Source organism: Nonomuraea sp. NPDC047529 (assembly GCF_040642995.1).
In the GTDB taxonomy this organism is placed as follows: domain Bacteria; phylum Actinomycetota; class Actinomycetes; order Streptosporangiales; family Streptosporangiaceae; genus Nonomuraea.
This window is the reverse complement of the sequence record NZ_JBEYTJ010000010.1, coordinates 177,418-198,871: the sequence shown is the minus strand read 5'-3', so window position 1 is coordinate 198,871 and position 21,454 is coordinate 177,418. Positions and strand designations below refer to the sequence as shown.

Genomic DNA, 21,454 nt, shown 5'->3' with positions numbered 1-21,454 from the left:
TGGCCCCTTTACGCTTGCTGCCGTGACGGACGAAACGGTGATCGCACGGCCGCAGGCAGACACCGCACTCCCCGCCAGAGTGCTCTTCCGCCACCGTGTGCGGGTCGGCGCCCTCGCGCTGCTCGCCGCGGTGGCGTACGCCGTTCTCGGGCTGGTCAAGCTGGCCACCTTCCGCGCGACCACGTTCGACCTGGTGATCGTGGATCAGGCCGTGCGCAACTACGCCCGGTTCCGGCCGCCGTACGTGCCGGTGCTCGGCGTCTTCCACGAGCGCGGCACGGACTACCTCCAGCTCGCCGACCACTTCTCGCCCATCTACGCGCTGCTCGCGCCGTTCTACTGGGTGCACGACGGGCCCGAGACGCTCATCGTGGCCCAGGCGCTGCTGTTCGCGGGGGCGATCCCGTTCCTGTGGCTGTTCACCCGGCGCGTGCTCGGGGTCGGGCCCGCCTATCTGGTCGCCGTGGCGTACGCGCTGTCGTGGCCGATCGCGCAGGCCGTCGCCTTCGACGCGCACGAGGTGATGTTCGTCCCGCTGCTCACCGCGATCATGATCGAGCGTTACCACGCCGGGCGCGTGCTGCCGGCGTTCCTGGCGATGCTCGGGCTCCTGCTCGTCAAGGAGGACATGGGGCTCCTGGTGATCGGGGCGGGGCTGTACCTGTTCGCCGTCGGCGACCGCCTGCGCGGCGTCGTGGCCGCGCTGCTCGGCGCGGGGGCCGTCGTGCTCGTCCGCGGCCTGCTGATCACCTCGTTCGGCGGCGACAGCAAGGACTTCTGGGCCTACGGCCACCTCGGCCCCGACGCGCCCGGCGCGCTGCTCGCGATGTTGCGCGACCCGCTCGCCGCCCTGCTGCTGCCCTTCAGCGACGAGGCCAAGGTCGACACGCTGTTCCTGCTGGTCTGGCCGACGCTGTTGCTGTGCCTGCTGTCGCCGCTGTCGCTGGCGGCGCTGCCGCACGTGCTCGAACGCCTGCTGTCCGACCGTCCGCAGTGGTGGCAGGCCGACTTCCAGTACAGCGCGTTCACCGTGCTGATCCTCTTCTGCGCCGGCGTGGACGGCCTGGCCAGGCTGCTGCGCTGGACCGGCCGCGCCGATCGGCAGGGGCTCAAACTGGCCTGGGCCGCCGCGGCCTGCGCCGTCGCCCTCACCCTGGTGCCCAGGTTCGCGCTCGACCAGCTCTACCATCCCGCCTTCTACAAGGAGGACAAGGCCGCCGCCGCGGCCGAGGCGGTGAGCAGGGTGCCCTCGGGGGTGACGGTCGAGGCGGTCAACTCCGTCGGTCCCGCGCTGAGCTCGCGCACCACCGTCCTGCTGTGGAGCGCGGCCCCGCGCGGCGCCCCGTGGATCGTGGCCGACACCGCCCGCTGGGAGTTCCCGTTCGGCTCGGCCGACGACCAGCGCAACCGGGTCGAGCAGCTCCAGACCGAGGGCTACACGAAGGTGTACGAACGCGACGGGTACGTCGTCCTCCGGCGGAACTGACCGTACCGGCCGATGCCGCAGAATGTCGGCATGGGAATGATCGTGCTCACCGGCGCCGCCGGCATGGTGGGCGGCGCCGTACGCGAGCGGCTCCGCCAGTCCGCCACCAGGCTGATCCTGGTCGACAGGGAGCCCGTGGAGGCCGGGCCGGGCGAGGAGGCCGTCCGCACCGACCTGTCGGACCTGGCCGCGACCGTGGCGCTGGTCAAGGGCGCCGACGCGATCGTGCACCTGGCCGGCGTGCCGGACGAGGCGCCCCTGCCCGACCTGCTCGACGGCAACGTGCTGACCACCCACCGCGTGCTGGAGGCGGCCCGGCTGGCCGGCGTGCCACGCGTGGTGCTGGCCAGTAGCAACCGCCTGACCGGCATGTACCCGGCCACCGCGACGATCTCCCCCGACCTGCCGCCGCGCCCCGACGGCCTGTACGGCGTCAGCAAGGCCGCCGTGGAGGCCCTCGGCCGCCTGTACGCCGACAAGTTCGGCCTTGAGGTGGTCTGCCTGCGCATCGGCAGCCTGGAGGCCGAGCCTCAGGACGTCCGCCACCTGGCGACCTGGCTGAGCCCCCGCGACTGCGCCGGGTTCGTCCACGCCGCCGTCACCACGCCCGGCCTGCGCTTCCTGGCCGCCTACGCCGTCTCGGCCAACACCCGCCGCTTCTGGCTGCTCTCCCCCGAACTCGGCTACGAGCCCGAGGACGACGCCGAGTCGTACGCCGCCCGCGTGACCGGCACGCCGGACGCCTTCTTCACCGAGGGCGTCCCGCAGGGCGGCGACTTCGCCTCGCGCGAGTACACGCTGCGCAGGGGCCGCCTGGTCTAACGCGCGATCGCCTGCTCGTAGGCCCGGTCGAACCCCTCCAGCACCCCGGCCCACGAGCCCGCGACGGGCGGCGTCGAGCGGTTGTGGGCGGCGATCTCCCGGCGCAGCCCCGCGTCGGAGCACAGCCGCGCCACCGCCCCGGCCAGGTCGCCCAGCGTGCGGCCGAGCAGCCCCTCGGTGCCGTCCTTGACGAAGTCGGCGACACCGCTCTGGGCCCTGGCCACCACCGGCACGCCGGCCGCCCGCGCCTCCAGCGCCGCGATGCCGAACGACTCCCTGGCCGCCGGGGCCACGAAGACGTCGGCCGAGTCGAGCACCTTGGCGATCTGCTCCCGCGTGTAGCGGCCCGGCAGCGACACCCAGCCGGTCATGCCGTGCTTGACCAGGAACCGTTCCATGCGGGCGCGGGCGGGCCCGTCGCCCACGATCGTGGCGCGCATCGGGATCTCGGCGGGCACCCGCTCCCGCGCGGCCAGCAGCAGCCTGAGCAGCCGTACGGGCTGCTTGCGCGGCGCGAGCCGGCCGACGGCGACCACGTGCACCTCCGCCCGCGCGGCGGGCACGCCAGGGGACGGCGCCCAGCCCATCAGGTCGAGGCCGTTGGAGACCACCCGCACCGGCACGCCGGGCCCCGCCACCGCCCTGATCGGCGCCGCCGCCGCCGTGCTCACCGTGGTGGCCACCAGCCCCCAGCGCTGCCAGCCGAACGCCAGCCGCAGCAGCCGGTAGAGCCCCCGCGTGACCGGGTCCCACATGCTGTGCACGGTCACCACGCACGGCACCCCCGCCCGCCGCGCCGCCCGCACCCCCATCCAGGCGAACGGCGAGACCGCTCCGGTGTGCACGTGCACCACGTCGGGCCGGACGACGAAGATGCCCCGAGTGAGATGCCCCACTCCGAACGGATGGACCGGCAGGTCGAACGGCATCCTGGCGACGACCCTGCGCACCCCCGGCAACGCCTCGCCCCTGGTCGCCGTGGCCACGAGCACGTCGTGCCCGGCCTCGCGCTGAGCGCGCACGAGGTCGGCCACCTGGACCTCGATCCCCCCGAGTCTCGGCAGGTAACAGTCACTCACGTGAAAGATCCGCACCCCTCCCAGACTAATCTGGGCGTGTGCCTCCACGTACCGCGGTCTTCTTCCACGCCCATCCCGACGACGAGGCTTTGCTCACGGCGGGCACCATGGCGATGCTCGCGGCCGAGGGCCACCGCGTGGTGCTCGTGGTCGCGACGGCCGGCGAACGCGGCCTGGCCGAGATCGGCCCCGGCGAGGAGCTGCGCGAGACCAGGCTCAAGGAGCTCTACGAGTCGGCCGCGCTGCTCGGCTGCGCCCGCGTCGAGTGCCTGGGCTACGGCGACTCCGGGCTCAGCCCCAAGGGCGGCGTCGCCGACGAGCGGCCCGACAACGCCTTCATCGACGCCGACACCGAGGCCGCGGCCAGGGCGCTGGCGGCGATCCTGGAGGAGGAGAAGGCCGACCTGCTGTCGATCTACGACCCGGCCGGCGGCTACGGGCACCCCGACCACGTGCAGGTCCACCGGGTGGGCAAGCGGGCGGCGCAGATCGCGGGCACGGAGATCGTCCTGGAGGCGACGGTCAACCGCGACCCGCTGGTACGGCTGCTGCGCATGGCGGGCCGGGTGTACAAGTTCCCGCCGGAGTTCGACGTGCGCACGTTCGAGAGCGCGTACTCGGCGAGCGACACGATCACCCACCGGGTCAACGTCCGCCGGTACGCCCGGCAGAAGCGCGCCTCGATGGCCGCGCACGCCTCCCAGGCCAGCGGCGGCGACAGCGACCGCACCCTCGCCGTCATGCTGAAGGTCCCCGGCCCGCTCTACCGCCTGGTCTTCGGCACCGAGTGGTTCGTCCGCCGCGACCTGCCCCCCGGCGCTCGTCTCACTCACCCTTTCGACCGATGGCCGAAGTAGCACCTGAGGGTGACGTGCCGGCTCCGGCGACCCGTCAGACTGGTGGGCGATGAAGAACAAGCCGCTCCAGATCGCCCTGTCCGTCCTGTCGCTCGGGCTGGCCGTACTGCTCGTGGTCTACCTGCCGCAGATCGTGCGCACGCTCACCGGCAAGCCGGTCTCCTGGCACGCGATCGGCGAGGTCTTCGGGGCGCTCGGCGCCGGCCAGATCGTCCTGATGACGGCCCTGTGGCTGCTGAGCCTGCTGGCGTACACGTTCGTGCTGACCAACTCGCTGCCGGGGCTGACCAACCTCCAGGGCCTCACACTCAACGCGGCGGGCAGCGCGGTCAGCAACCTGCTGCCGTTCGGCGGCGCGGTCGGGGTGGCGCTGTCGTTCGCCATGACCAGGGGCTGGGGCTTCGCCAACCGGCCCATCGTGGTGATGACGCTGGTCAGCGGCATCTGGAACACCTTGTTCAGGTTCATCCTGCCGGCCGTGGGCATCATCGCGCTGCTCATGGCGGGCGAGGTGCTCGACCCGGCGTTCGTCAAGGCGGGCTGGACGGGCGCGATCTCCATCCTGGCGCTCTGCGTGATCGTGGCCGTCGCCCTCTACTGGGACCGCGCCGCCGCCGTGCTCGGCCGGGCGCTCGACGGGCTCACCCGGCTGCTGCGCCTGAAGGTGCACGCCTCCGAGGCCTTCCACCGGCTGCGCGCCGACACCGCGGAGATCGTCCGTACGCGCGCGCTCGGCCTGTCGCTCGGCATGGTGTTCTTCCTGGGCTTCCAGTGGGCGATCATGGCGGCCTGCATGTGGGCCACCGGCGCCTGGCCGGGCCTGGCCCAGTCGATCGCGGTCTTCGCGCTGTCCCGCGTGCTCACCAGCGCCGTGATCACGCCCAGCGGGGCCGGGATCATGGAGAGCGGGGTCGCCGCGTTGCTGATCACGTTCGGGGTGCCGGGCACTCCGGCCGTCGCGACAGCACTCCTTTTCGGCTTCTGGACTTACACTATCGAGATCCCGTTCGGCGGCCTCGCACTGGGCGCGTGGGCGCTCCTGCGCAGGCGCAACGGCCGGAACGCCGCCGCGGAGCCCCCGTCCGCGATCTCGAAGGCCCCTCAGTGACAATCCCAAAGCCATCAAACACCTTGTGCGCCGTTCGGAAGCCCGCATAGCGTGGCGGCTGACATGGTGGCGTTCCGGGTTCTGGGGCCAGTCGAGGCGTACGAACACGACGACGAACTCGACCTCGGCGGGTTGCGGCAGCGGGCCGTCCTCGCCCGACTTCTCGTGGCCAGAGGTCAGGTCGTGCCGGTTGACACGCTTCTTTACGATCTGTGGGACGACGACGCCGCCAAGGGCGCCCAGTCGGGCCTCCAGGTCTACATCTCCCGCCTGCGCAGAGTGCTCGAACCGGGCCGTCCGCGCGGCGGCCCCAACCGTCTGCTGGTCACCGTCGCCTCCGGCTACGCCCTGCGCGTGGCCGCCGAGCAGGTCGACGCGCTGCGTTTCGAGCAACTGGTCAGGGCGGCGGGCGAACACCTCGAAGAGGGCGACCCGCAGTCCGCCCGCGGCCGCCTGGAGAAGGCGCTCGGCCTGTGGCGCGGCACCCCCTACTCCGACTTCGCCGACCAGCCCTGGGCCGAGGCCGAGGTCAACCGGCTGGCCGAGCTGCGCCTGGTGGCCCGCGAGCGGCACGCCGACACCGGCCTGCGGCTGGGCCTGCACGCCGAGACCGTGCCCGACCTGGAGGCGCTGACCACCGAACACCCGCTGCGCGAGGAGGGCTGGCGGCTGCTGGCGCTCGGTCTCTACCGCTGCGGCCGGCAGGGCGACGCGCTGGCCGCGCTGCGCAGGGCCAGGAACATGCTGGCCGACGAGCTGGGCATCGACCCGGGCCCCGCGCTGCGCAAGCTGGAGTCCGACATCCTGGCCCAGTCCCCCGAGCTGGAGCTGGCCGCGCCGCCGCGGCCCGCCAGGTCCGCCCCGGTCACCGACACCTGGCCGCCGCGGCCCGCCGCCGCCCACGTCGAGCCGCCGCCGCTGGAGCCCGAGCCGTTCGTCGGCCGCGACGCCGAGCTGGCCAGGCTGACCACCGCCGCCTCGCGCACCGGCCGCTTCCAGGTCTCGATCGTGACCGGCGTCGCCGGCGCGGGCAAGACCACGCTGCTGCGCCAGCTCGACGGCAGGCTCGGCGCCGATGGCTGGATCACCGCCTCCGGCGCCTGCCCCGACTCCAGCGCGACCCCGCCGGGCTGGGCCTGGGTGGAGATCCTGCGCTCGCTGATCGGCGCGACCGGCGCCGGCGAATACGCCCAGCTCCTCGCCCCCCTGCTCGACGACACCGCCCCCGACCCCGACGAGGACGAGGTCTCCGGCGGCTTCCGCCTGCACCGCGCGGTCGGCGGCTACCTCGCCGGCGTGGCCCGCCGGGCGCCGGTGCTGCTGACGCTGGAAGACCTCCACTGGGCCGACGACCAGACGCTGGCCCTGCTGCGCGCGCTGCCGAGCCTGCTGGCCACCAGCCGCGTCCTGCTGGTCGTGACGTGCCGGGAGAGCGAGCTCGACGACCGCCAGTCCGACGTGCTGGCCGCCCTGGCCCGCCTCGAACCGGTCCGCGTGGGCCTGTCCGGTCTCGACCCCAAGGCCGTGGCCGAGCTGGTCAAGGCCACCTGCGTCCGCGAGATCGACGAGGACGCGGTCGAGTCCATCGTCGAGCGCACCGGCGGCAACCCGTTCTTCGTGCGCGAGACCGTGCGCCTGCTCGACGCCGAGGGCGCGGCCGACCGGGCCAGCGCCACGCAGGTGCTCTCGCGCGTGCCCTCGGGCGTGCGCGACGTGCTGCGGCGGCGCATCTCGCGGCTGCCCGCGGGCGCCCAGCAGATCCTGCTCCAGGCCGCGGTCATCGGCCGCGACGTCGACCTCGACGTGCTGGTCACGGTCGCCGGTGACGAAGACGCGGTGATCGAGGCGGTCGAGGCCGCGCTGCTGGCCGGCCTGGTGACCGAGCCGGGGCCGGGGCTGCTGCGCTTCGACCACGACCTGGTGCGCGACACGATCTACTCCGACGCCTCCCGGCTGCGCCGCACCCGGCTGCACGCCGCCGTCGCCGCGGTGATCGAGCAGCGCACGTCCTCCGACGTGGCGGCGCTGGCCCACCACTACTTCCTGGCCGACGCGGCCGAGAAGGCCGTCCACTACGCGGGCCTGGCGGCCGAGCAGGCCGAGCGGCGCTTCGCCCACCGCGAGGCGGCCACGTTGTGGGAGCAGGCCATCGCGGCCTTCGACCGGGGCGGCCCCCGTACCGAGGACAAGGGGCACGAGCCCGGCCAGGAGCGTGCCAAGGAGCGGCTGCGGCTGATGCTGCGCCAGATCAAGGCGCTGGCGCTGTGCGGCGACATGACGGCCGCCAGGCTGCTGCGCCGCCAGGCCATGGACGCCGCGCTGCCGCTCGGCGACCTGGAGATCACCGCGAAGGTGGCGGCGTCGCTGGCCGTGCCGCACAAGGGCATGGCGCGCGACTTCACCCGCACCGCGTGGGAGATCGTCGACGTCACCGAGCAGGCGCTCATCGAGCTGCCCGCGGGCGAGCAGCGCCTGCGGGCGAGCCTGCTCACCACGCTGGCGCTGGAGCTGGAGGGCTCCTCCTCGCCCGAGCGCGGGCGGCAGGCCTCGCTGGAGGCGCTGGAGCTGGCCAGGCAGAGCGGCGACCCGACGCTGATCGCGGCGGCGTTGAGCGGCCGGCTGCGCCAGTCCTACGACATCCCGGCCGTCGACACCCGCGAGGGCATCGGCAGGGAGCTGCTGGAGGTCGCCCAGCGCTCGGGCCAGATGGCCACGCAGGCCCTGGCCCACCTGGTGCTGCTGGAGTGCGCGGCGGCCAGGGGCGAGTTCGCGGCCGCCGACCAGCACGCCGCCGCCGCCGACCGGCTGGCCAAGCAGTACGACCTGTCGGCCCCCGCGGCCGTCGTCGTCTGGTACGCCGGCCAGCGCCTGATGATCTCCGGCGACTACGCGGGCGCCGAACGCACCTACCGCGAGGCCGCCCGGATGACCGCGCGGGCCGGCATGCTCGAAGGCCGCCAGGACCTGCCGCTGATCACCGCGTTCTGCCTGCACCTGGTCGACGGCCGGGCGGCCCAGACCGTCGACCTGCTGGCGGCGGCCCACCAGCGTGGCGCCAAGTGGACGCTCGACGCCTACGCGCTCGCGCTGGCCTCGGCCGGGCATCTCGACGACGCCAGGGCGGTCGCCGCGACGCGCCCGCCGGTCCGGCCCGACTTCCTCTACGAGCTGGTGATGACCTGGCGCGCCCTGGCGGGCATGCTGCTGGACGACCGCGAGCGCATGGTCGACTGCTACGACAAGCTCAAGCCGTTCGCCGACCGGGTGGCCGGCGCGGGCACGGGCGTCGTGGCGCTGTGGCCGGTGGCGCTGACCCTCGGCGACCTGGCCATCCGGCTGGGCCAGCCCGACGCGGCGCGCGCGCACTACGAGAAGGCGCTGGAGGTGGCCCAGCGGGTGGGCGTGCCGCGCTGGGTCGAGGCGGCGCGGCGCTCGGTCAGCAGCTCACCTGGAAACGCTCGCTCATGACGGTCCCGCCGGGCCGGGCGATCAGCTCGACCCGGTACCACCCGGCGTTGCCGGTGATCTGCGGCTGCCATTCCACGTTCCGGCTGCCGCCGGCGAATCCGGAGTGGTCCACCAGGTAGGTGCGCCACGTCCTGGCCGCCGGGCTCCAGCGCGACAGCCGCCAGCGGTACAGGACCGTCGTGCCCGGCCGCGGGTTGACCAGCAGGCCGCGGGCCAGGAACGACTTGCCGCAGCCGGGGGTGGCGTCGGGCAGGGCGCTGAGGGCGATCGCGCCCGCCCTGGCGGGGACGCTCTGCCGGGCCGGGGCGGTGATGGGCAGCTCGCGGGCCGAGAGGGTGACGGTCCGCGCGGGCCCGGTGTCCGAGCCGGCGCTGCCGTAGGCGGATACGCCGACGTAGGCGCTGGTGAAGGCCAAGGCCGCCACGAACAGCTTGACCGTGTTGGCGGTACCGCCTGCCAGGACCACCGCGCTTCTCGACGACATGATCAACACCCCTTTTGCTCAGTTCAGGTATAGGGCGTGAGGGTTGAGGGGTGGTTGTCGCCTACTTGCAGCCGGTGCCGTGCCCTTGCAAGCTGATGTGGCGGAATGCCTTCTCCTTGACTAAGGTAAGGCTGACCTAAGGCGTTGGAGTGGGGGTGAGCGGGCTCATGTGGCATGCGGCTGCCGCCCTCCCTGATCCCGCCCGGCCGTTCTGGTTCGGGCTGCCGTACTGGCTGGTGGGGGCCGTTCTCATCCTCGCGCTGTTCGGCGCGTTCCAGGTCTACTACTGGGTCGGCCGCAAGCTCGGCGAGAAGCTCCACGAGTCGCGGGTCGGCGTACGGCTCGGCCGCGAGCGCATCGCCAGGATCGAGGGCGTCGTCGAGAAGTGGGGCGCGCTGGCCGTCTACGGCTGCTTCTGGGTGCCCATGCTGCGGCACACGCTGCCGTGGGTGGCGGGCGCGCTTCGGGTGTCCTATCCCTGGTACGTGGTGGCGAGCGCGCTCGGCTGCCTGACCTGGGCGCCCATCTGGTGGTTCGGGCTCACGGCGCTGGTGTGGGGCTGGCTGGAGCTGGCCGCCCGCTCGCCCGCCGGCGCGCTGCTGCTGCTCGCGGCGGTCGCGGCCGGCGTCGCGTGGTTCTTCGTCCGCCGCCGGCGTAAGGCGCTGGCCTCGTCCTAGATCGCCGCCGGGGTCTGGTCGTCGATGGCGGCCTCTGGAGCGTTCCTGCGTACGGTCTCGATGCCGTTCACGCAGGCGGCCTTGCTGGGATAGCCCTCGCCCACGGCCAGCGTCTGCCCGTTGTTCGCGACGAGCGCGAAACGGAACGCACCTCGCTCGTCCTGACTGATGATGAATCTGCCTGCCACGGCCTCGTCTCCCCGCAGATGTCGGATCTATCAAGCATTTACCCCCAACTGGGCGCCACTTACGGCCGAGTTTCGCAAACCAAGCCTTGATCTCCTGCGAACATGTCTGGCATGCGTATTGGGGGTTTCATCGGCTCTGCCGTACTCGCGTTGCTTGTGGGGATCTCTTACCCGGCGTCCGCCGCACTGGCCGCCGACGTCCCGGCGGTGAAGGCCGGGGCGGCGTACGTGGTGGACTCGGACGGAACGATCCACTTCAGGAAGCGGGAGACCCGGCGGGTGCCGGTCGCCAGCCTGGTCAAGGTGATGACGGCCTACGTCGTCCTGCGGGAGGGACGCCTGAACGAGGCGATCACGGTCACCGCCGCCGACACGAAGCACGCGACCAGCAACGGCGCGACCACGGCGGGCCTGCGCAAGGGCGAGCGCCTCACGGCCAGGGACCTGCTGTACGGCCTCATGCTCCCCTCGGGCGCCGACGCCGCCAACGCCCTGGCCAGGAAGTACGGGCCGGGCAAGACGGCGTTCGTGGCCAAGATGAACCGGGCCGCCCGCTCGCTCGGCCTCGCCGACACCCGCTACACCAACCCCGACGGGCTGCCCACGCCGGCCAACGGCGGCTACTCGACCGCCGTGGACCAGGTCACGCTGGCGCAGCGGGCGCTGACCGACCCGACCTTCCGCGCGGTGGTGGGCAGCCAGGTGCACAAGGTCGCCAAGTCGGCCCTGCACCGGGCGCACACCTGGCGCAACTCCAACAAGCTGCTCGACCGGTCGGACGGCGTGCTGGGCGTGAAGACCGGCTACACGAACGCGGCGCAGTACTGTCTGCTGTTCGCCGGTGAGCGCAACGGCAAGCTCGTGGTGGGGGCACTGCTCCACGACGGGGACGAGCGCCGCTTCACCACCGCCGCGCAACTGCTGGACTACGCGGGCGAGCAGATGGCCGCCGGCTGACCCGCGAGGGTCAGCCGAACGTGAGCCGGCCCGCCGCGGGCAGCGTGCTCAGGCCCCTGGTCGCGCAGGCCAGGATGCCCATGGCGGGCGTGATCGAGCCGCGGACGTGCTCGCCGGACAGCGGCCCCGAGGCGACCGTGCCGGTCAGGAAGCTGTCGGCTGGGCTCTGGGTGGCCAGCCGGTCGGCCCGCGCGCGCACCTGCGAGGTGCCGACCGGCCGCCCGTCGAGGCCGAACCAGGTGATGCGGACGGCGCCGTGGACGTGCCGGGCGCTCGCGCACGAAGCCTGGCCGACGCTCTTCAGGGTGACCCAGCCCGAGCGCAGGTAGGGGGCCGTGCCGTCGCCCGACAGGCAGCCGGTGAGCTGGAGGTTGCCGCGGACCGACACCGGCCTCGCGGTCAGGCCGACGCGCGGGCTGAAGGTCAGCGGCCGGCCGTCGGGTGAGCTGACGGCGCAGGTCAGGGCGTGCTGGTCGGGAGCGGCCCACAGGGGGGAGGCCGCCGACGCGTACGGGGTCGCCGCGGCCGCGGCCGCGATGATCCAGGCCAGCTTCACAGGACCTCCGTCGGTCGCTCTCGGTGATCGGCAGCTCACATCTTGCCGTATCCCGGGCGGGTGGCGGCCCTCCGCCGGCCCGAAAGGCGACGGCCTGGCCGGCGGAAGCACGATCACGGCCGTCGGTTCGCGATTGAGGCGGCCGGCCCTGGGTACCCGCTGATCGCAAACTGAAACCACTCAGGTGGACTTCGCCCCCCGAAGCCGACCCCAGGGTCGATTCACGCAGATAGGGTGGTGAATCTACCCCTCCGCAATAAGGAAGATCATGGCGGAATTCATCGAAGTCCGCACGACGATCGAGGGCCATGAGCAGGCCGCCGCGCTCGCGCACACGATCCTGCTCGCGGAGCTGGCCACCTCGATCGACATCGCGGAAGCCCCGGCCGCGGAGGCCGGGGATTCCTGGCAGCTCACGCTCATCACCCCGCGGGAGCGGGCCGCCGCGCTGGAGGCGCACATCGTCGCGAACGGCGGCGCCGTCGACTCCCAGCCGGTGCTGCACGACATCGACACCTACCCCGACTGGCTCACCGAGGACACCGACCGCCCCTGAACCGGCTATCGCGGCGGCTGCTCCCAGTCCCAGCGCGGCACCTCGCGCAGCGGATGGAGCTGGTCGTCGGTCTCGGCGTGGGAGTTCTGGAGCGCGACCTGCGTGCCGAACTCCACGTGCGAGCGGAGCGAGGCCCGGAACGGCTCGTCGCCGGGCAGCCCGGCCTCGTCGGCGGCCCGCATGTACAGCTCGACGAACCGCAGCCGCTGGGCCTCCTCGATGGCCAGCCCGCGATGCGCCTCGATGAGCAGCGGGAAGCCGCCCATCTCCGCCGAGAACGTGTCGGGGCCGCCGAAGGTCTCGACGGTGAAGGCGGTCAGGTTGTCCACGTGGCCCGCCTTGCCCTCACCGAACAGCGGCTGGAGCAGCGGGTCCGTCAGCAGGCTGCGGTAGAAGATCTCGATGAAGCGGCGTAAGCCCTCTTCGCCGCCGGCGTGCTCGAACAAGGTCTGCATGATTACAGGGTTACACGGCTGGTCGAGACGCCACCAGACCCACTCGCCGGGAGGTCAGCGCCCGGCCGGGCGCATCAGCCCGTGGCAGGCGATCGCCGCCGCGGCCACCACGTTGAGCGAGTCGACGCCGGCGTCCATCGCGGCCGGGCTCATGGGGATGCACACCGCGTGGTCGGCCTCGTGCAGCCAGTGGGAGGACAGGCCGTCGCCCTCGGCGCCGAGCAGGAGCGCCACCCGGTCGCCCATCGCGATCCGGTCGATGGGGGTCGCGCTCTGGTCGGGGGTCAGCGCCAGGCTCTGGAACCCGGCCTCGCGCAGCTCGCCGAGGCCGGTGTACCAGTCGTCGAGCCGGGCGTACGGGATCGAGAAGACCGCGCCCATGGAGACCTTGACGGCCCGGCGGTAGAGCGGGTCGGCGCAGCGCGGCGAGAGCAGGACGCCGTCGACGCCGAGCGCGGCGGCGCAGCGGAAGATCGCGCCGACGTTGGAGTGGTCGACGAGGTCCTCCAGGACCAGCAGCCGGCGGGCGCCCTTGATCAGGGTCGCGGCCGTGGGCAGCGGCAGGCGTTGCATGGAGGCCAGCGCGCCGCGGTGGATCTGGAAGCCCGCGATGCCGGTCATCAGCTCGTCGCTCACCTCGTAGACGGTGGCGTCGCCGATGACGTCGGACAGCGACTCGTACCAGCGCCGGGTGGTCAGGACCGAGCGGATGGGGTAGCCGGCGGCGACGGCCCTCCTGATCACCTTCTCCCCCTCGGCGAGGAACAGGCCGCGCTCCGCCTCCAGGCTCTTGCGCAGCTCGACGTCCCGCAGCCGGGTGTAGTCGGCGATTCGGGGGTCGTCGGCGTCGAACACGTAGTCAGGCACCTTCCGATACTGCCATGCGCCGCCTGACCTGCCAGACGACCGCGTAGCAGACCAGAACGGCCGAGAGCCCGACCACGGTGCCGGCGCCCGTCTTGGTGACCACGCTCCTGAAGCCCAGCGCGGGGTTGGGCTCGTCCACCAGCGGCCACAGCAGGGCGCCGGCGACGATGCCGAGCGCGCACGCGGCCAGCACGACCCACCGTGCGGCGGGGGCGAGCCGCAGCCGGCCCGGCACGTGGGCCGCCTCGCTCCTGGACAGGGCGCGCCACGCCCACCACACGACCACGGTCAGCCCGACGGCCGACGAGGTGTACTGCAACACGCTGAAGAGCCTGGTCGTGCCGTAGACGAGGGTGTCCGGCCAGGCGCCCCAGCGGGCGGAGGCGTAGGAGTGGGTGAAGGAGTCCCAGAACACGTGGGTGGCCGCGCCGATCACCCCACCGGCCGCCACCGGCAGGATTCTGAGCCGGACCGGACGCAGGAGCGCGGCCCGGCCGGTGAGCGACGGTGGCAGCAGCGAGATCAGCGGATCGCGCAGCACGAGGTGGAACAGCGGCAGGAGCAGCAGCACGGCGGCCAGGTCGAGGGTGAGCACGCCCTGCCAGGAGTGCCAGTTCCCGTAGACGGGCAGGAACGGCAGGAAGATCGGCAGGTCGGGGACCATCGCCCCCAGCGCGAGCGCCCACGGATCGGCGAACCGCCGCGCCCGTTCGGAGGCCACCAGCGGCAGCACGGCGGCGATGTGACTCGGCGTGAACGGCACGACCCCTCCCCCGGACGATGACCGCCATTATCCGGTGAATCTTGAACATCCTTTGCCGCACAGGCCTTAAGGTCACCCTGAGTCATGGGTACGTTACGTAACGCTGTCGACGGCCGGATAGCCGGGAGTTCGGGGGTTCATGGTGTCTGACCAGCGGATTCATGAGCATCCGGCCGCGACGGCCGACTGGCTGCGGGCCGCCCGCGCCGCGCGTGCGCTCTCCGTGGCCACGCTCGCCTGGCTGGCCGTGGAGAGCACGCTCGGCCTGGCCGCCGGGCTGTCGGCACACTCCGTCGCGCTGATCGGCTGGGGGCTGTCGGCCTTCGCCGAGGCGGGGGCGAGCCTGATCGTGGTGTGGCGCTTCACCGGCGCCCGCACGCTCTCGCCGCACGCCGAGACCACCGCCAGGCGCGCGGTGGCGGTGAGCTTCTGGCTGCTCGCGCCCTACCTCGTCGGGCACGTCGCGCACGACCTCGACGCCGGCCACCGGGCCACGCCGACCGTGCTCGGCATCGTGGTCACGACGGTCAGCCTGGTCAGCATGCCGGCGCTGGGGCTGGTCAAGCGGCGGCTGGGGGCGCGGCTGGCGTCGGCGGCGACGTCCGGGGAGGGCACCCAGAACCTGATCTGCGCCGCCATGGCGGCCGGCGTCCTGGTCGGCCTGTGGCTGAACACGCTGGGCTGGTGGTGGGTGGACCCGGCCATGGCGGTGGCCCTCGCGGCGGTCGCCGTGCGTGAGGGGACGCGCGCCTGGCGCGGTCACGCCTGCTGCCACTGAGCGCCACTCTCCGTAATAGGCGCACCAAAAGAGCGGTTTTGCCACACAGAGTCCACCGAGTATCGTTCCCGAAGTATTGCGGAGCAACTCCCGCTAGGGTCTCCGGAAGGTCTCAACGCCTAAGAGGACACCAAGAGGACATCGTGGGGCGACACCGGACAGACGAGCTCGATGGCGGCTACCGAGCCCAGGAACCACCCTCCCGCAGGCGGTCCGTCAGCGGGCGTGGCAGAGTGCTCGTACCGCTGGCCGGGGCCGTCGCCCTGGCCGTGCTCCTCGGCGTCGCGGCGTTCGTGATCTTCAACCGCGAGCACGACTGCTCGGCCGGCAAGCTGCCGCTGCGCGTCGTGGCCACCCCCGACATCCACCCCGCGCTCAGCAAGATCGCCGCCAGCTACACCAAGGCCATGCATTCGATCGACAGCAAGTGCGTCGAGGTCACCGTGGCCAAGGAAGGGGCGGCCAAGACCGCGAACGGGCTGGCCGCCGGCAAGTCCGCCGCGGACGTGTGGGTGGCCGACTCCAGCCTGCTGGTGGGCAACGTCCGCAACTCCCCCGCGGGCTCGGCGCTGCCGGAGCCGGCCGGCTCGGTCGCCGTCTCGCCCGTCGTGCTGGCGACCGCCAAGTCCGCCGCGGCCAAGCTGTCCGGCAGCCTCACGCCGAGCTGGGCGGGCATGATCGCCGCGGCGAACGTCGCCAACCCCGACGGACCGGGCAGGAAGGTCCGGGTGCTGGCGCTCGACCCGCAGAAGAACTCCGCCGGGCTGGCCGCACTGCTGGCCGCCGCCACCTCGGCCAAGGAGGCCAAGCAGGACAAGGCGCTGGTGGGCGCGCTGAAGGAGATCTCCGGCCAGCTGGCCTCCGACCCGGCGGCGCTGCTGGCCAGCCTGACGGTGAAGTCGGGCAGAAGGGTGCCGGTCGGCGTCGCCACCGAGCAGGCCGTCTACGCCCACAACGCCAAGAAGCCCGAGGCCCCGGTGGTCGCCCTCTATCCCAAGGAGGGCACGCTCAGCCTCGACTACCCGATCACGGTCCTCACCAAGGACCCGGCGGTCCAGAAGGCGGCCACGGACTTCAGGCAGGACCTCGGCACGGACGCGGCCAAGAAGACCCTGCGCGCCGCGGGCTTCCGCAGCGCCGACGGCAAGGCCGGCGACGCGCTGTCGAAGGAGAAGGGGTTCGTCCCCGACAAGCCGGAGGCGCTGCCCAAGCCCGACGCCAAGGCCGTGGCCTCGATGGTGCAGACCTGGTCCCGGCTGAACCTCGGCACCCGCCTGCTCACCCTGCTCGACGTCTCCGGCACGATGGCGCTGCCCGTGCCCGGCACGAACATGACCCGGATGCAGGCCATCAACAAGATCGCCATGGAGGGGCTGGGCCTGTTCCCCGCCGACTCCGAGCTGGGCCTGTGGACGTTCTCCACGCACATGGACGGACAGGGCAAGGACTGGAAGGAACTCGTCTCCGTCGGCCCGCTCGCCGAGTCGACCGACGGCGTGCTCCGCAAGCAGGCGCTGGCCGCCCAGTTCGGGCAGATCCAGGCCAAGGCCACCGGTGACACCGGCCTGAACGACACCATCAGGGCGGCCTACGGCGAGCTGACGAAGACGTACCAGGACGACAAGATCAACACGCTGCTGATCCTCACGGACGGCGCCGGCAACGACGACCCCGACGGCGGCGTCACGAACGCGCAGATCCTGCAGTACCTCAAGAAGACCTACAACCCGAAGCGGCCGATCAGCATCCTGCTCATCGCCTTCGGCCCGGAGGCCGAGGCGGGCAGGAAGCAGATGGACACGCTGGCCAAGACGACCGGCGGCGAGGCCTACATCGCCAAGGACGTGCTCCAGGTCCGCGACTTCTTCCTGCAGGGCATGGAACGCCGGCTCTGCGCCCCCAGCTGCGACGGCTGAGCCACTCCCGTCACAACCATCACGGGGTCATGCCTGTTGGGCATGGCCGGGGCCGCGCCGGTCAACCTGGCCGATCGAGGCGGCGTCCTCTCCCGCGTGGGTGCTTTGAGCGCCCGTTCACCCGCGGGGAGGGGAATCCGTGCCTGGATGGCCGACGGTCGGCCGCGCCGACGATCAAGAGCTGGTCGACGCCCTGCGACGGGCCGACACCGACGCCCCCGCCGACCTGTACGACTCCTACGGCGAACGGCTCCACGACTACGCCTTCTCGCTGATCGGCGACCGGGAGGCGGCCGCGGACGCCGTGCACGACGCCCTGGTGACCGCGCAGGGTTGCGTGGAGCGGCTGAAGGAGGCCGGCCGCCTGCGCCCCTGGCTGTACGCGCTGACCAGGTTCCAGGTCCGGGCCAGGATGGCGCATCGCGGCACGCCCGCCGGGGGCGTGCCGCGGACGCCGCCGGCCGGGCAGCCCGACTCCGAGCTGGCCGAGCTGGTCCGCGAGACGCTGGCCGAGCTGAGCGGGAACGAGCGCGAGATCGTCGAGCTGTCGGTGCGTCACGGCCTGACGCCGGTCGAGGTCGCCTCGGTGCTGGGGCTGACCTCCCGTCAGGCCGCCACGCGGCTCGGCCGGGCCCGCGACCAGCTGGAGAACGCCGCCGCGGCGGTCGTCCTGGCGAAGACGGGCCGCGCGCACTGCCCGGATCTGTCGGCGATGGTGGATTCGTGGGAGGGGCCGCTCACCCCGTTGCTGCGGCGGCGGCTGTCGGGGCACATCGCCGGGTGCGAGGTGTGCACCGAGGGCAAGCACCGGCAGATCTCGGCGTCGCGGCTGCTCGACCTGGTGCCGGTCGAGTTCCCGCCGATCTCGCTGCGCCGCCGGGTGATCGACACCTGCGTCAATCCCGAACGCGACCAGACCAGGACGCTGATCACCGACCGCGGCGACAGCTTCGACAGGGCCGGCTTCCCGGTGGTGGCCGAGCGGCGCTCGCGCCGCCGCCGTCCGCGCCGTCTCGGGCCGGTGGTGCTGGCCGGGGCGTGCGTGCTGGCCGCGACCGGGGCGGTGGTCGTGATGAACGGCGGCGACACCGCGCAGACGGCGCTCACCGTGACGCCCACGCCCGCCCTCTCCTCCGTCGAGCCGGCGGTCACACCCGAGCCTGACCCCGAGCCGGAGCCGGACGACGACCTGACGCCCGAGCCCACGCCGAGCGACGGCGGGCCGGAGACGTCCCCGGCCGCCACGCCCACGGCCCGGCCGTCCGCCCGGCGGCCCAGTCGCGGGCCGGCCGCGCCCACGGTGGTCCGCCGCAGGCCGGTGCCGGTCGCCCGGCTCGGCACGTCGTGCCCCGGCTCGATCGCGGGCGCCGCCAAGATCGGGCTGCGCGCCCGCAACGCCGCGGTCTCCTGGACGGCGACCGCGTCACAGGGCCTGGACGTGTTCCCGGCCAGCGGTTCGGTCAAGGCGGGACGCTCGGTGTCGATCTGGGTGACCGTCCTGGACCCGAGCGCCGCGGGCCGCGGCCGGGTCGCGTTCACCTCGAACGGCGGTGCCGCCACCTGCTCGCTGGCCTGGAACGCCGACCGCGCTCCGCAGACCGACCCGCCGGCCACCCCCGAGCCGTCCGAGCTGCCGAGCGAGGACCAGTCGTCGAATGTGGACGCGGCACCACAAGGGTGACGAACAGCCTCCCAGCTAGAGCGGACATAACGGGATAAACAGGACCCTGGCTCGAACATCATAGGCCACATAGGGCATTCTGGTTAGCTTGGGGAACACGCCTGGAAACCCGGAGTCACCATGTCACGTGGCGGAAGTCACATGAAGAACTTCGCCATGCCGGTGAACCTATGCGGCTCTCCAAGCGTCGGCATTGACGTGTCCGGACCCGGATTGGTCCCATGAAAGTGGATCAACCATGTCTTAACCAGAAAGAGCAGGAGAGAAACAGGAGATGCTCAAGCACCGCAGAGCGCTGGCATGGCTGCTGGCACTCGCCTGCATAGCGGGGGCCGTGGTCGCCTTGTTCGACCTCGACACCCCGCTGCGCCCGTTCTTGATCTCCTTGTTCCTTCTCGTGGTTCCGGGGGCGGCGGTCGTGGGACTGTTGCGCGATCGTGACCCGCTTGCCGCACTATCAGTAGGAGCCGCGGCCAGCCTCGTCCTGAACGTGCTCCTCGCCGAAGCCATGCTGCTGTTCAACGCATGGTCGCCCAGAGCCGGGGTCGCGACGGTCGCCGTGCTCGGAGGGTTCATGTACGTGCTTCGCGTGTTGTACCGGGGGAAGAACATGCAGACCGAACAGGGGGCCAGGGCAAGGTGAACATCCAGGTAGTGCGCCCGAGAGACCTCGGAGACTCCGAACGCGCCCGATGGCGCGAGCTCCAGAAGGCCGACCCGAGTCTGGACAACCCGTTCCTTTCGGTCGAGTTCGCGGTCGCGATGGACCGGCTGCGCGACTACGTGCGCGTGGCGGTCATCTCCGACGGCAACCGCATCGCCGGGTTCTTCCCGTACGAACGGCACAGCTTCGGCATCGGGAAACCGCTCGGCGGCTTCCTCACCACCTGCCACGGCCTGATCGCCGTGCCTGACCTGCGGCTCGACGCGAAGGACCTGCTGCGCGCCTGCAAGCTCAGCGTCTTCGACTTCGACCACCTGGTCGCCGGCCAGCCGACGTTCGCCCCGTACGAGGCCGACGTGCGCCCGGCCCCCGTGATGGACTTCACCTCCGGCTTCGACTCATGGCTGGAGCAGGTCAAGGTCAACTCTCCCAAGAACCTCAAGACCGTCCGCTACAAGGAGCGCAAGTTCGGCCGGGAGCAGGGCGGGCTGCGCTTCGAGTGGAACGCGACCGACCCCGAGGTCCTGCGCACGCTGCTGACCTGGAAGTCCGACCAGTACCGGCGCACCGGCCGGGTCGACCGGTTCGCGCAGCCGTGGATCGTCGAACTGATCGACATGATGCATGCCGAGAAATCATCGGATTTCTCGGGCATCCTCACCATGCTTTATGCCGGGGACGTGCCCGTCGCTGGGCATTTCGGCCTCCGTACCGCCACGACCCTTGTAGGGTGGTTCCCCGCCTACGACACCGAGTACGCCCGGTACTCGCCCGGCATCGTCCATCACCTGCAGATGGCCGAGGCCGCCGCGAACGACGGGATGCACATGGTCGACATGGGCAAGGGCGGCAAGGAGTACAAAGACTGGCTCAAGAGCGGGGTCCTGTACGTCGCCGAAGGCCGCATCTCACGACCGTCCGCGACAGCGGCCGTCCACTGGATGGGCCGAACTCCTTTCAACAAAGCTCGAACAATCGTGATGGATCGACCGTCTCTTTATAGGGCGGCCGACCGCGTCCTCAAGGGCTTTGGTCGGGTGCGCACCTCGATGCAGCAGCAACAGGAGTCACCCAATGTAGTCAAGGAACCAACGGGAGCGAGCTGAGCGCTCCTGGCACCACCCCCCGGCACCAGCACACCCTCACTCCACAGGACCCATAGTGCACCGCTCGACGGCTCCGCCATTCCCGCAGCACCCGGGGATGACTCCGGGCGGTGAGCAGGGCCGGGTCCCGGAAGGATATCCCTCGCCATGAGTCCCGAGATCACCAAGCACAACGGCAAGGCCCAGAAGTCGCCCTTGCGTTCCATGCCTCCGCCTTCCAGCTTCACGCCGGTCACCCCTCACCTGGCCATTTCCCCGACGGTGAGCGTGGTCGTACCGGCGATGAACGAGGCCGAGAACCTCCCGCACGTCTTCGCGACGATCCCCCAGTGGGTCGACGAGATCGTGCTCGTCGACGGCAACTCCGTCGACGACACCGTCGAGGTCGCCAAGCGCCTGCGGCCCAACGTGAAAATCGTCACGCAGACCGGCAAGGGCAAGGGCGACGCCCTGTCCGCCGGCTTCGCCGCGTGCACCAGCGACATCATCGTCATGATCGACGCCGACGGCTCGACGGACGGCCGCGAGATCATCTCGTTCGTGGGCGCCCTCGTGACCGGGGCCGACTTCGTCAAGGGTTCGCGCTACGCCGCCGGTGGCGGCAGCGACGACCTGACGCTCAACCGGCGCCTGGGCAACAAGGTCCTCACCGGCATCGTCAACGTGATGTACAAGACCAGCTACACCGACCTGTGCTACGGCTACAACGCGTTCTGGGCGCGTCACCTCGACGTGCTCGACCTCGACTGCGACGGCTTCGAGGTCGAGACCCTGATGAACGTGCGCGCGGCCAAGGCCGGGCTGAAGGTGCACGAGGTGCCCAGCCACGAGCGCAACCGCATTCATGGCGAGAGCAACCTGCGTGCCGTACGAGATGGCTTCCGTGTGCTCAAGACGATCCTGAAGGAGTGGCGTCGCCAGCCCTCCGCCCCTCAGCCTGAGCCCACCGCCACTCCCGCCGCTGACCGAGGCGTCGCGTAAGAGGA

General features: G+C 71.8%; 21 protein-coding genes. 14 read left to right on the top strand and 7 right to left on the bottom strand.

Features of this window, described 5'->3' with window-relative positions:
- Window positions 1-22: 22 nt before the first annotated feature.
- Together ABZ815_RS18600 and ABZ815_RS18595 are read left to right on the top strand one after the other, a co-directional pair.
- Window positions 23-1,486 (top strand): DUF2079 domain-containing protein, encoded by a 1,464-nt coding sequence (locus ABZ815_RS18600; RefSeq protein ID WP_357699318.1) that lies wholly within the window; start codon window positions 23-25, stop codon window positions 1,484-1,486.
- A gap of 30 nt (window positions 1,487-1,516) precedes the next feature.
- On the top strand, window positions 1,517-2,308 hold the full coding sequence (locus ABZ815_RS18595; RefSeq protein ID WP_357699317.1) for an NAD(P)-dependent oxidoreductase: 792 nt from the start codon (window positions 1,517-1,519) through the stop codon (window positions 2,306-2,308).
- On the opposite strand, the gene ABZ815_RS18590 is transcribed toward ABZ815_RS18595, so the two are convergent.
- Window positions 2,305-3,387, bottom strand: coding sequence for a glycosyltransferase (locus ABZ815_RS18590; protein WP_357699315.1), 1,083 nt, complete (start codon window positions 3,385-3,387; stop codon window positions 2,305-2,307). The two genes, ABZ815_RS18595 and ABZ815_RS18590, sit on opposite strands and share 4 nt — an antisense overlap.
- A gap of 38 nt (window positions 3,388-3,425) precedes the next feature.
- Here ABZ815_RS18590 and ABZ815_RS18585 point away from each other — a divergent pair, with 38 nt between their 5' ends.
- The 3 genes from ABZ815_RS18585 to ABZ815_RS18575 all read left to right on the top strand — a co-directional run bounded on the left by ABZ815_RS18585 (window position 3,426) and on the right by ABZ815_RS18575 (window position 8,820).
- Window positions 3,426-4,244: a PIG-L family deacetylase gene (locus ABZ815_RS18585; RefSeq protein ID WP_357699313.1), complete on the top strand. Its 819-nt coding sequence runs from the start codon at window positions 3,426-3,428 to the stop codon at window positions 4,242-4,244.
- A 49-nt stretch (window positions 4,245-4,293) separates the two neighbouring features.
- Window positions 4,294-5,352 carry a lysylphosphatidylglycerol synthase domain-containing protein gene (locus tag ABZ815_RS18580; protein WP_357699311.1) on the top strand — a complete coding sequence of 353 codons (1,059 nt, stop codon included), beginning with the start codon at window positions 4,294-4,296 and terminating at the stop codon, window positions 5,350-5,352.
- Between the two features lie 63 nt (window positions 5,353-5,415).
- On the top strand, window positions 5,416-8,820 hold the full coding sequence (locus ABZ815_RS18575) for a BTAD domain-containing putative transcriptional regulator (RefSeq protein ID WP_357699309.1): 3,405 nt from the start codon (window positions 5,416-5,418) through the stop codon (window positions 8,818-8,820).
- Here the strand turns inward: ABZ815_RS18575 and ABZ815_RS18570 are convergent.
- Window positions 8,789-9,304: a hypothetical protein gene (locus ABZ815_RS18570; protein WP_357699307.1), complete on the bottom strand. Its 516-nt coding sequence runs from the start codon at window positions 9,302-9,304 to the stop codon at window positions 8,789-8,791. The two genes, ABZ815_RS18575 and ABZ815_RS18570, sit on opposite strands and share 32 nt — an antisense overlap.
- Before the next feature lie 167 nt (window positions 9,305-9,471).
- Between ABZ815_RS18570 and ABZ815_RS18565 the strand changes: the two genes are divergently transcribed.
- Window positions 9,472-9,981, top strand: coding sequence for a VTT domain-containing protein (locus ABZ815_RS18565; protein ID WP_357699305.1), 510 nt, complete (start codon window positions 9,472-9,474; stop codon window positions 9,979-9,981).
- Here ABZ815_RS18565 and ABZ815_RS18560 read toward each other — a convergent pair.
- On the bottom strand, window positions 9,978-10,169 hold the full coding sequence (locus ABZ815_RS18560; protein ID WP_357699303.1) for a DUF1508 domain-containing protein: 192 nt from the start codon (window positions 10,167-10,169) through the stop codon (window positions 9,978-9,980). The genes ABZ815_RS18565 and ABZ815_RS18560 overlap by 4 nt on opposite strands.
- A 156-nt stretch (window positions 10,170-10,325) precedes the next feature.
- Here ABZ815_RS18560 and ABZ815_RS18555 point away from each other — a divergent pair, with 156 nt between their 5' ends.
- On the top strand, window positions 10,326-11,126 hold the full coding sequence (locus ABZ815_RS18555) for a serine hydrolase (protein ID WP_357699301.1): 801 nt from the start codon (window positions 10,326-10,328) through the stop codon (window positions 11,124-11,126).
- A 10-nt stretch (window positions 11,127-11,136) separates the two neighbouring features.
- On the opposite strand, the gene ABZ815_RS18550 is transcribed toward ABZ815_RS18555, so the two are convergent.
- The gene (locus ABZ815_RS18550) at window positions 11,137-11,682 is read right to left on the bottom strand and encodes a hypothetical protein (RefSeq protein WP_357699299.1); all 546 of its coding nucleotides are present in this window, start codon (window positions 11,680-11,682) and stop codon (window positions 11,137-11,139) included.
- Between the two features lie 268 nt (window positions 11,683-11,950).
- Between ABZ815_RS18550 and ABZ815_RS18545 the strand changes: the two genes are divergently transcribed.
- Window positions 11,951-12,238 (top strand): hypothetical protein, encoded by a 288-nt coding sequence (locus ABZ815_RS18545; RefSeq protein ID WP_357699297.1) that lies wholly within the window; start codon window positions 11,951-11,953, stop codon window positions 12,236-12,238.
- 5 nt (window positions 12,239-12,243) lie between these two features.
- Here ABZ815_RS18545 and ABZ815_RS18540 read toward each other — a convergent pair whose 3' ends face one another.
- Genes ABZ815_RS18540 through ABZ815_RS18530 form a run of 3 tightly spaced genes read right to left on the bottom strand, consistent with a single transcriptional unit; the run spans window position 12,244 to window position 14,323 of the window.
- Complete coding sequence (locus ABZ815_RS18540; protein ID WP_357699295.1) at window positions 12,244-12,693, bottom strand: group II truncated hemoglobin; 450 nt, start codon at window positions 12,691-12,693, stop codon at window positions 12,244-12,246.
- A gap of 54 nt (window positions 12,694-12,747) precedes the next feature.
- Window positions 12,748-13,560: an RNA methyltransferase gene (locus ABZ815_RS18535; protein WP_357699293.1), complete on the bottom strand. Its 813-nt coding sequence runs from the start codon at window positions 13,558-13,560 to the stop codon at window positions 12,748-12,750.
- Entirely contained in the window at window positions 13,553-14,323 is a 771-nt protein-coding gene (locus ABZ815_RS18530; RefSeq protein WP_357699291.1) for a DUF4184 family protein, read from the bottom strand. The genes ABZ815_RS18535 and ABZ815_RS18530 overlap by 8 nt, the downstream gene beginning before the upstream one ends.
- 139 nt (window positions 14,324-14,462) lie before the next feature.
- Here ABZ815_RS18530 and ABZ815_RS18525 point away from each other — a divergent pair, with 139 nt between their 5' ends.
- From ABZ815_RS18525 to ABZ815_RS18500, 6 genes are all read left to right on the top strand, one after another.
- Window positions 14,463-15,101 carry a hypothetical protein gene (locus tag ABZ815_RS18525; protein WP_357699290.1) on the top strand — a complete coding sequence of 213 codons (639 nt, stop codon included), beginning with the start codon at window positions 14,463-14,465 and terminating at the stop codon, window positions 15,099-15,101.
- Window positions 15,102-15,334: 233 nt separating this feature from the next.
- A complete protein-coding gene (locus ABZ815_RS18520) occupies window positions 15,335-17,017 on the top strand; it encodes a substrate-binding and VWA domain-containing protein (RefSeq protein ID WP_357699288.1) in 1,683 nt (560 codons plus the stop codon).
- Window positions 17,018-17,156: 139 nt separating this feature from the next.
- Entirely contained in the window at window positions 17,157-18,698 is a 1,542-nt protein-coding gene (locus tag ABZ815_RS18515) for a sigma-70 family RNA polymerase sigma factor (RefSeq protein WP_357699286.1), read from the top strand.
- 274 nt (window positions 18,699-18,972) lie between these two features.
- A complete protein-coding gene (locus ABZ815_RS18510) occupies window positions 18,973-19,341 on the top strand; it encodes a hypothetical protein (RefSeq protein ID WP_357699284.1) in 369 nt (122 codons plus the stop codon).
- Window positions 19,338-20,468, top strand: coding sequence for a GNAT family N-acetyltransferase (locus tag ABZ815_RS18505; RefSeq protein WP_357699282.1), 1,131 nt, complete (start codon window positions 19,338-19,340; stop codon window positions 20,466-20,468). Before ABZ815_RS18510 ends, ABZ815_RS18505 begins: the two co-directional genes overlap by 4 nt.
- Window positions 20,469-20,615: 147 nt before the next feature.
- Window positions 20,616-21,449, top strand: a complete 834-nt coding sequence (locus tag ABZ815_RS18500) for a glycosyltransferase family 2 protein (RefSeq protein WP_357699280.1) — start codon at window positions 20,616-20,618, stop codon at window positions 21,447-21,449.
- Window positions 21,450-21,454: the final 5 nt, after the last annotated feature.

What these genes read in the sequence shown, in the direction of transcription:
- ABZ815_RS18595 (WP_357699317.1), top strand. Translation starts at nt 1,517, where the DNA reads ATGGGAATGATCGTGCTCACCGGCGCCGCCGGCATGGTGGGCGGCGCC.
- ABZ815_RS18580 (WP_357699311.1), top strand. Translation starts at nt 4,294, where the DNA reads ATGAAGAACAAGCCGCTCCAGATCGCCCTGTCCGTCCTGTCGCTCGGG.
- ABZ815_RS18575 (WP_357699309.1), top strand. Translation starts at nt 5,416, where the DNA reads ATGGTGGCGTTCCGGGTTCTGGGGCCAGTCGAGGCGTACGAACACGAC.
- ABZ815_RS18570 (WP_357699307.1), bottom strand. Translation starts at nt 9,304, where the DNA reads ATGTCGTCGAGAAGCGCGGTGGTCCTGGCAGGCGGTACCGCCAACACG.
- ABZ815_RS18565 (WP_357699305.1), top strand. Translation starts at nt 9,472, where the DNA reads ATGTGGCATGCGGCTGCCGCCCTCCCTGATCCCGCCCGGCCGTTCTGG.
- ABZ815_RS18545 (WP_357699297.1), top strand. Translation starts at nt 11,951, where the DNA reads ATGGCGGAATTCATCGAAGTCCGCACGACGATCGAGGGCCATGAGCAG.
- ABZ815_RS18540 (WP_357699295.1), bottom strand. Translation starts at nt 12,693, where the DNA reads ATGCAGACCTTGTTCGAGCACGCCGGCGGCGAAGAGGGCTTACGCCGC.
- ABZ815_RS18525 (WP_357699290.1), top strand. Translation starts at nt 14,463, where the DNA reads ATGGTGTCTGACCAGCGGATTCATGAGCATCCGGCCGCGACGGCCGAC.
- ABZ815_RS18510 (WP_357699284.1), top strand. Translation starts at nt 18,973, where the DNA reads ATGCTCAAGCACCGCAGAGCGCTGGCATGGCTGCTGGCACTCGCCTGC.
- ABZ815_RS18500 (WP_357699280.1), top strand. Translation starts at nt 20,616, where the DNA reads ATGAGTCCCGAGATCACCAAGCACAACGGCAAGGCCCAGAAGTCGCCC.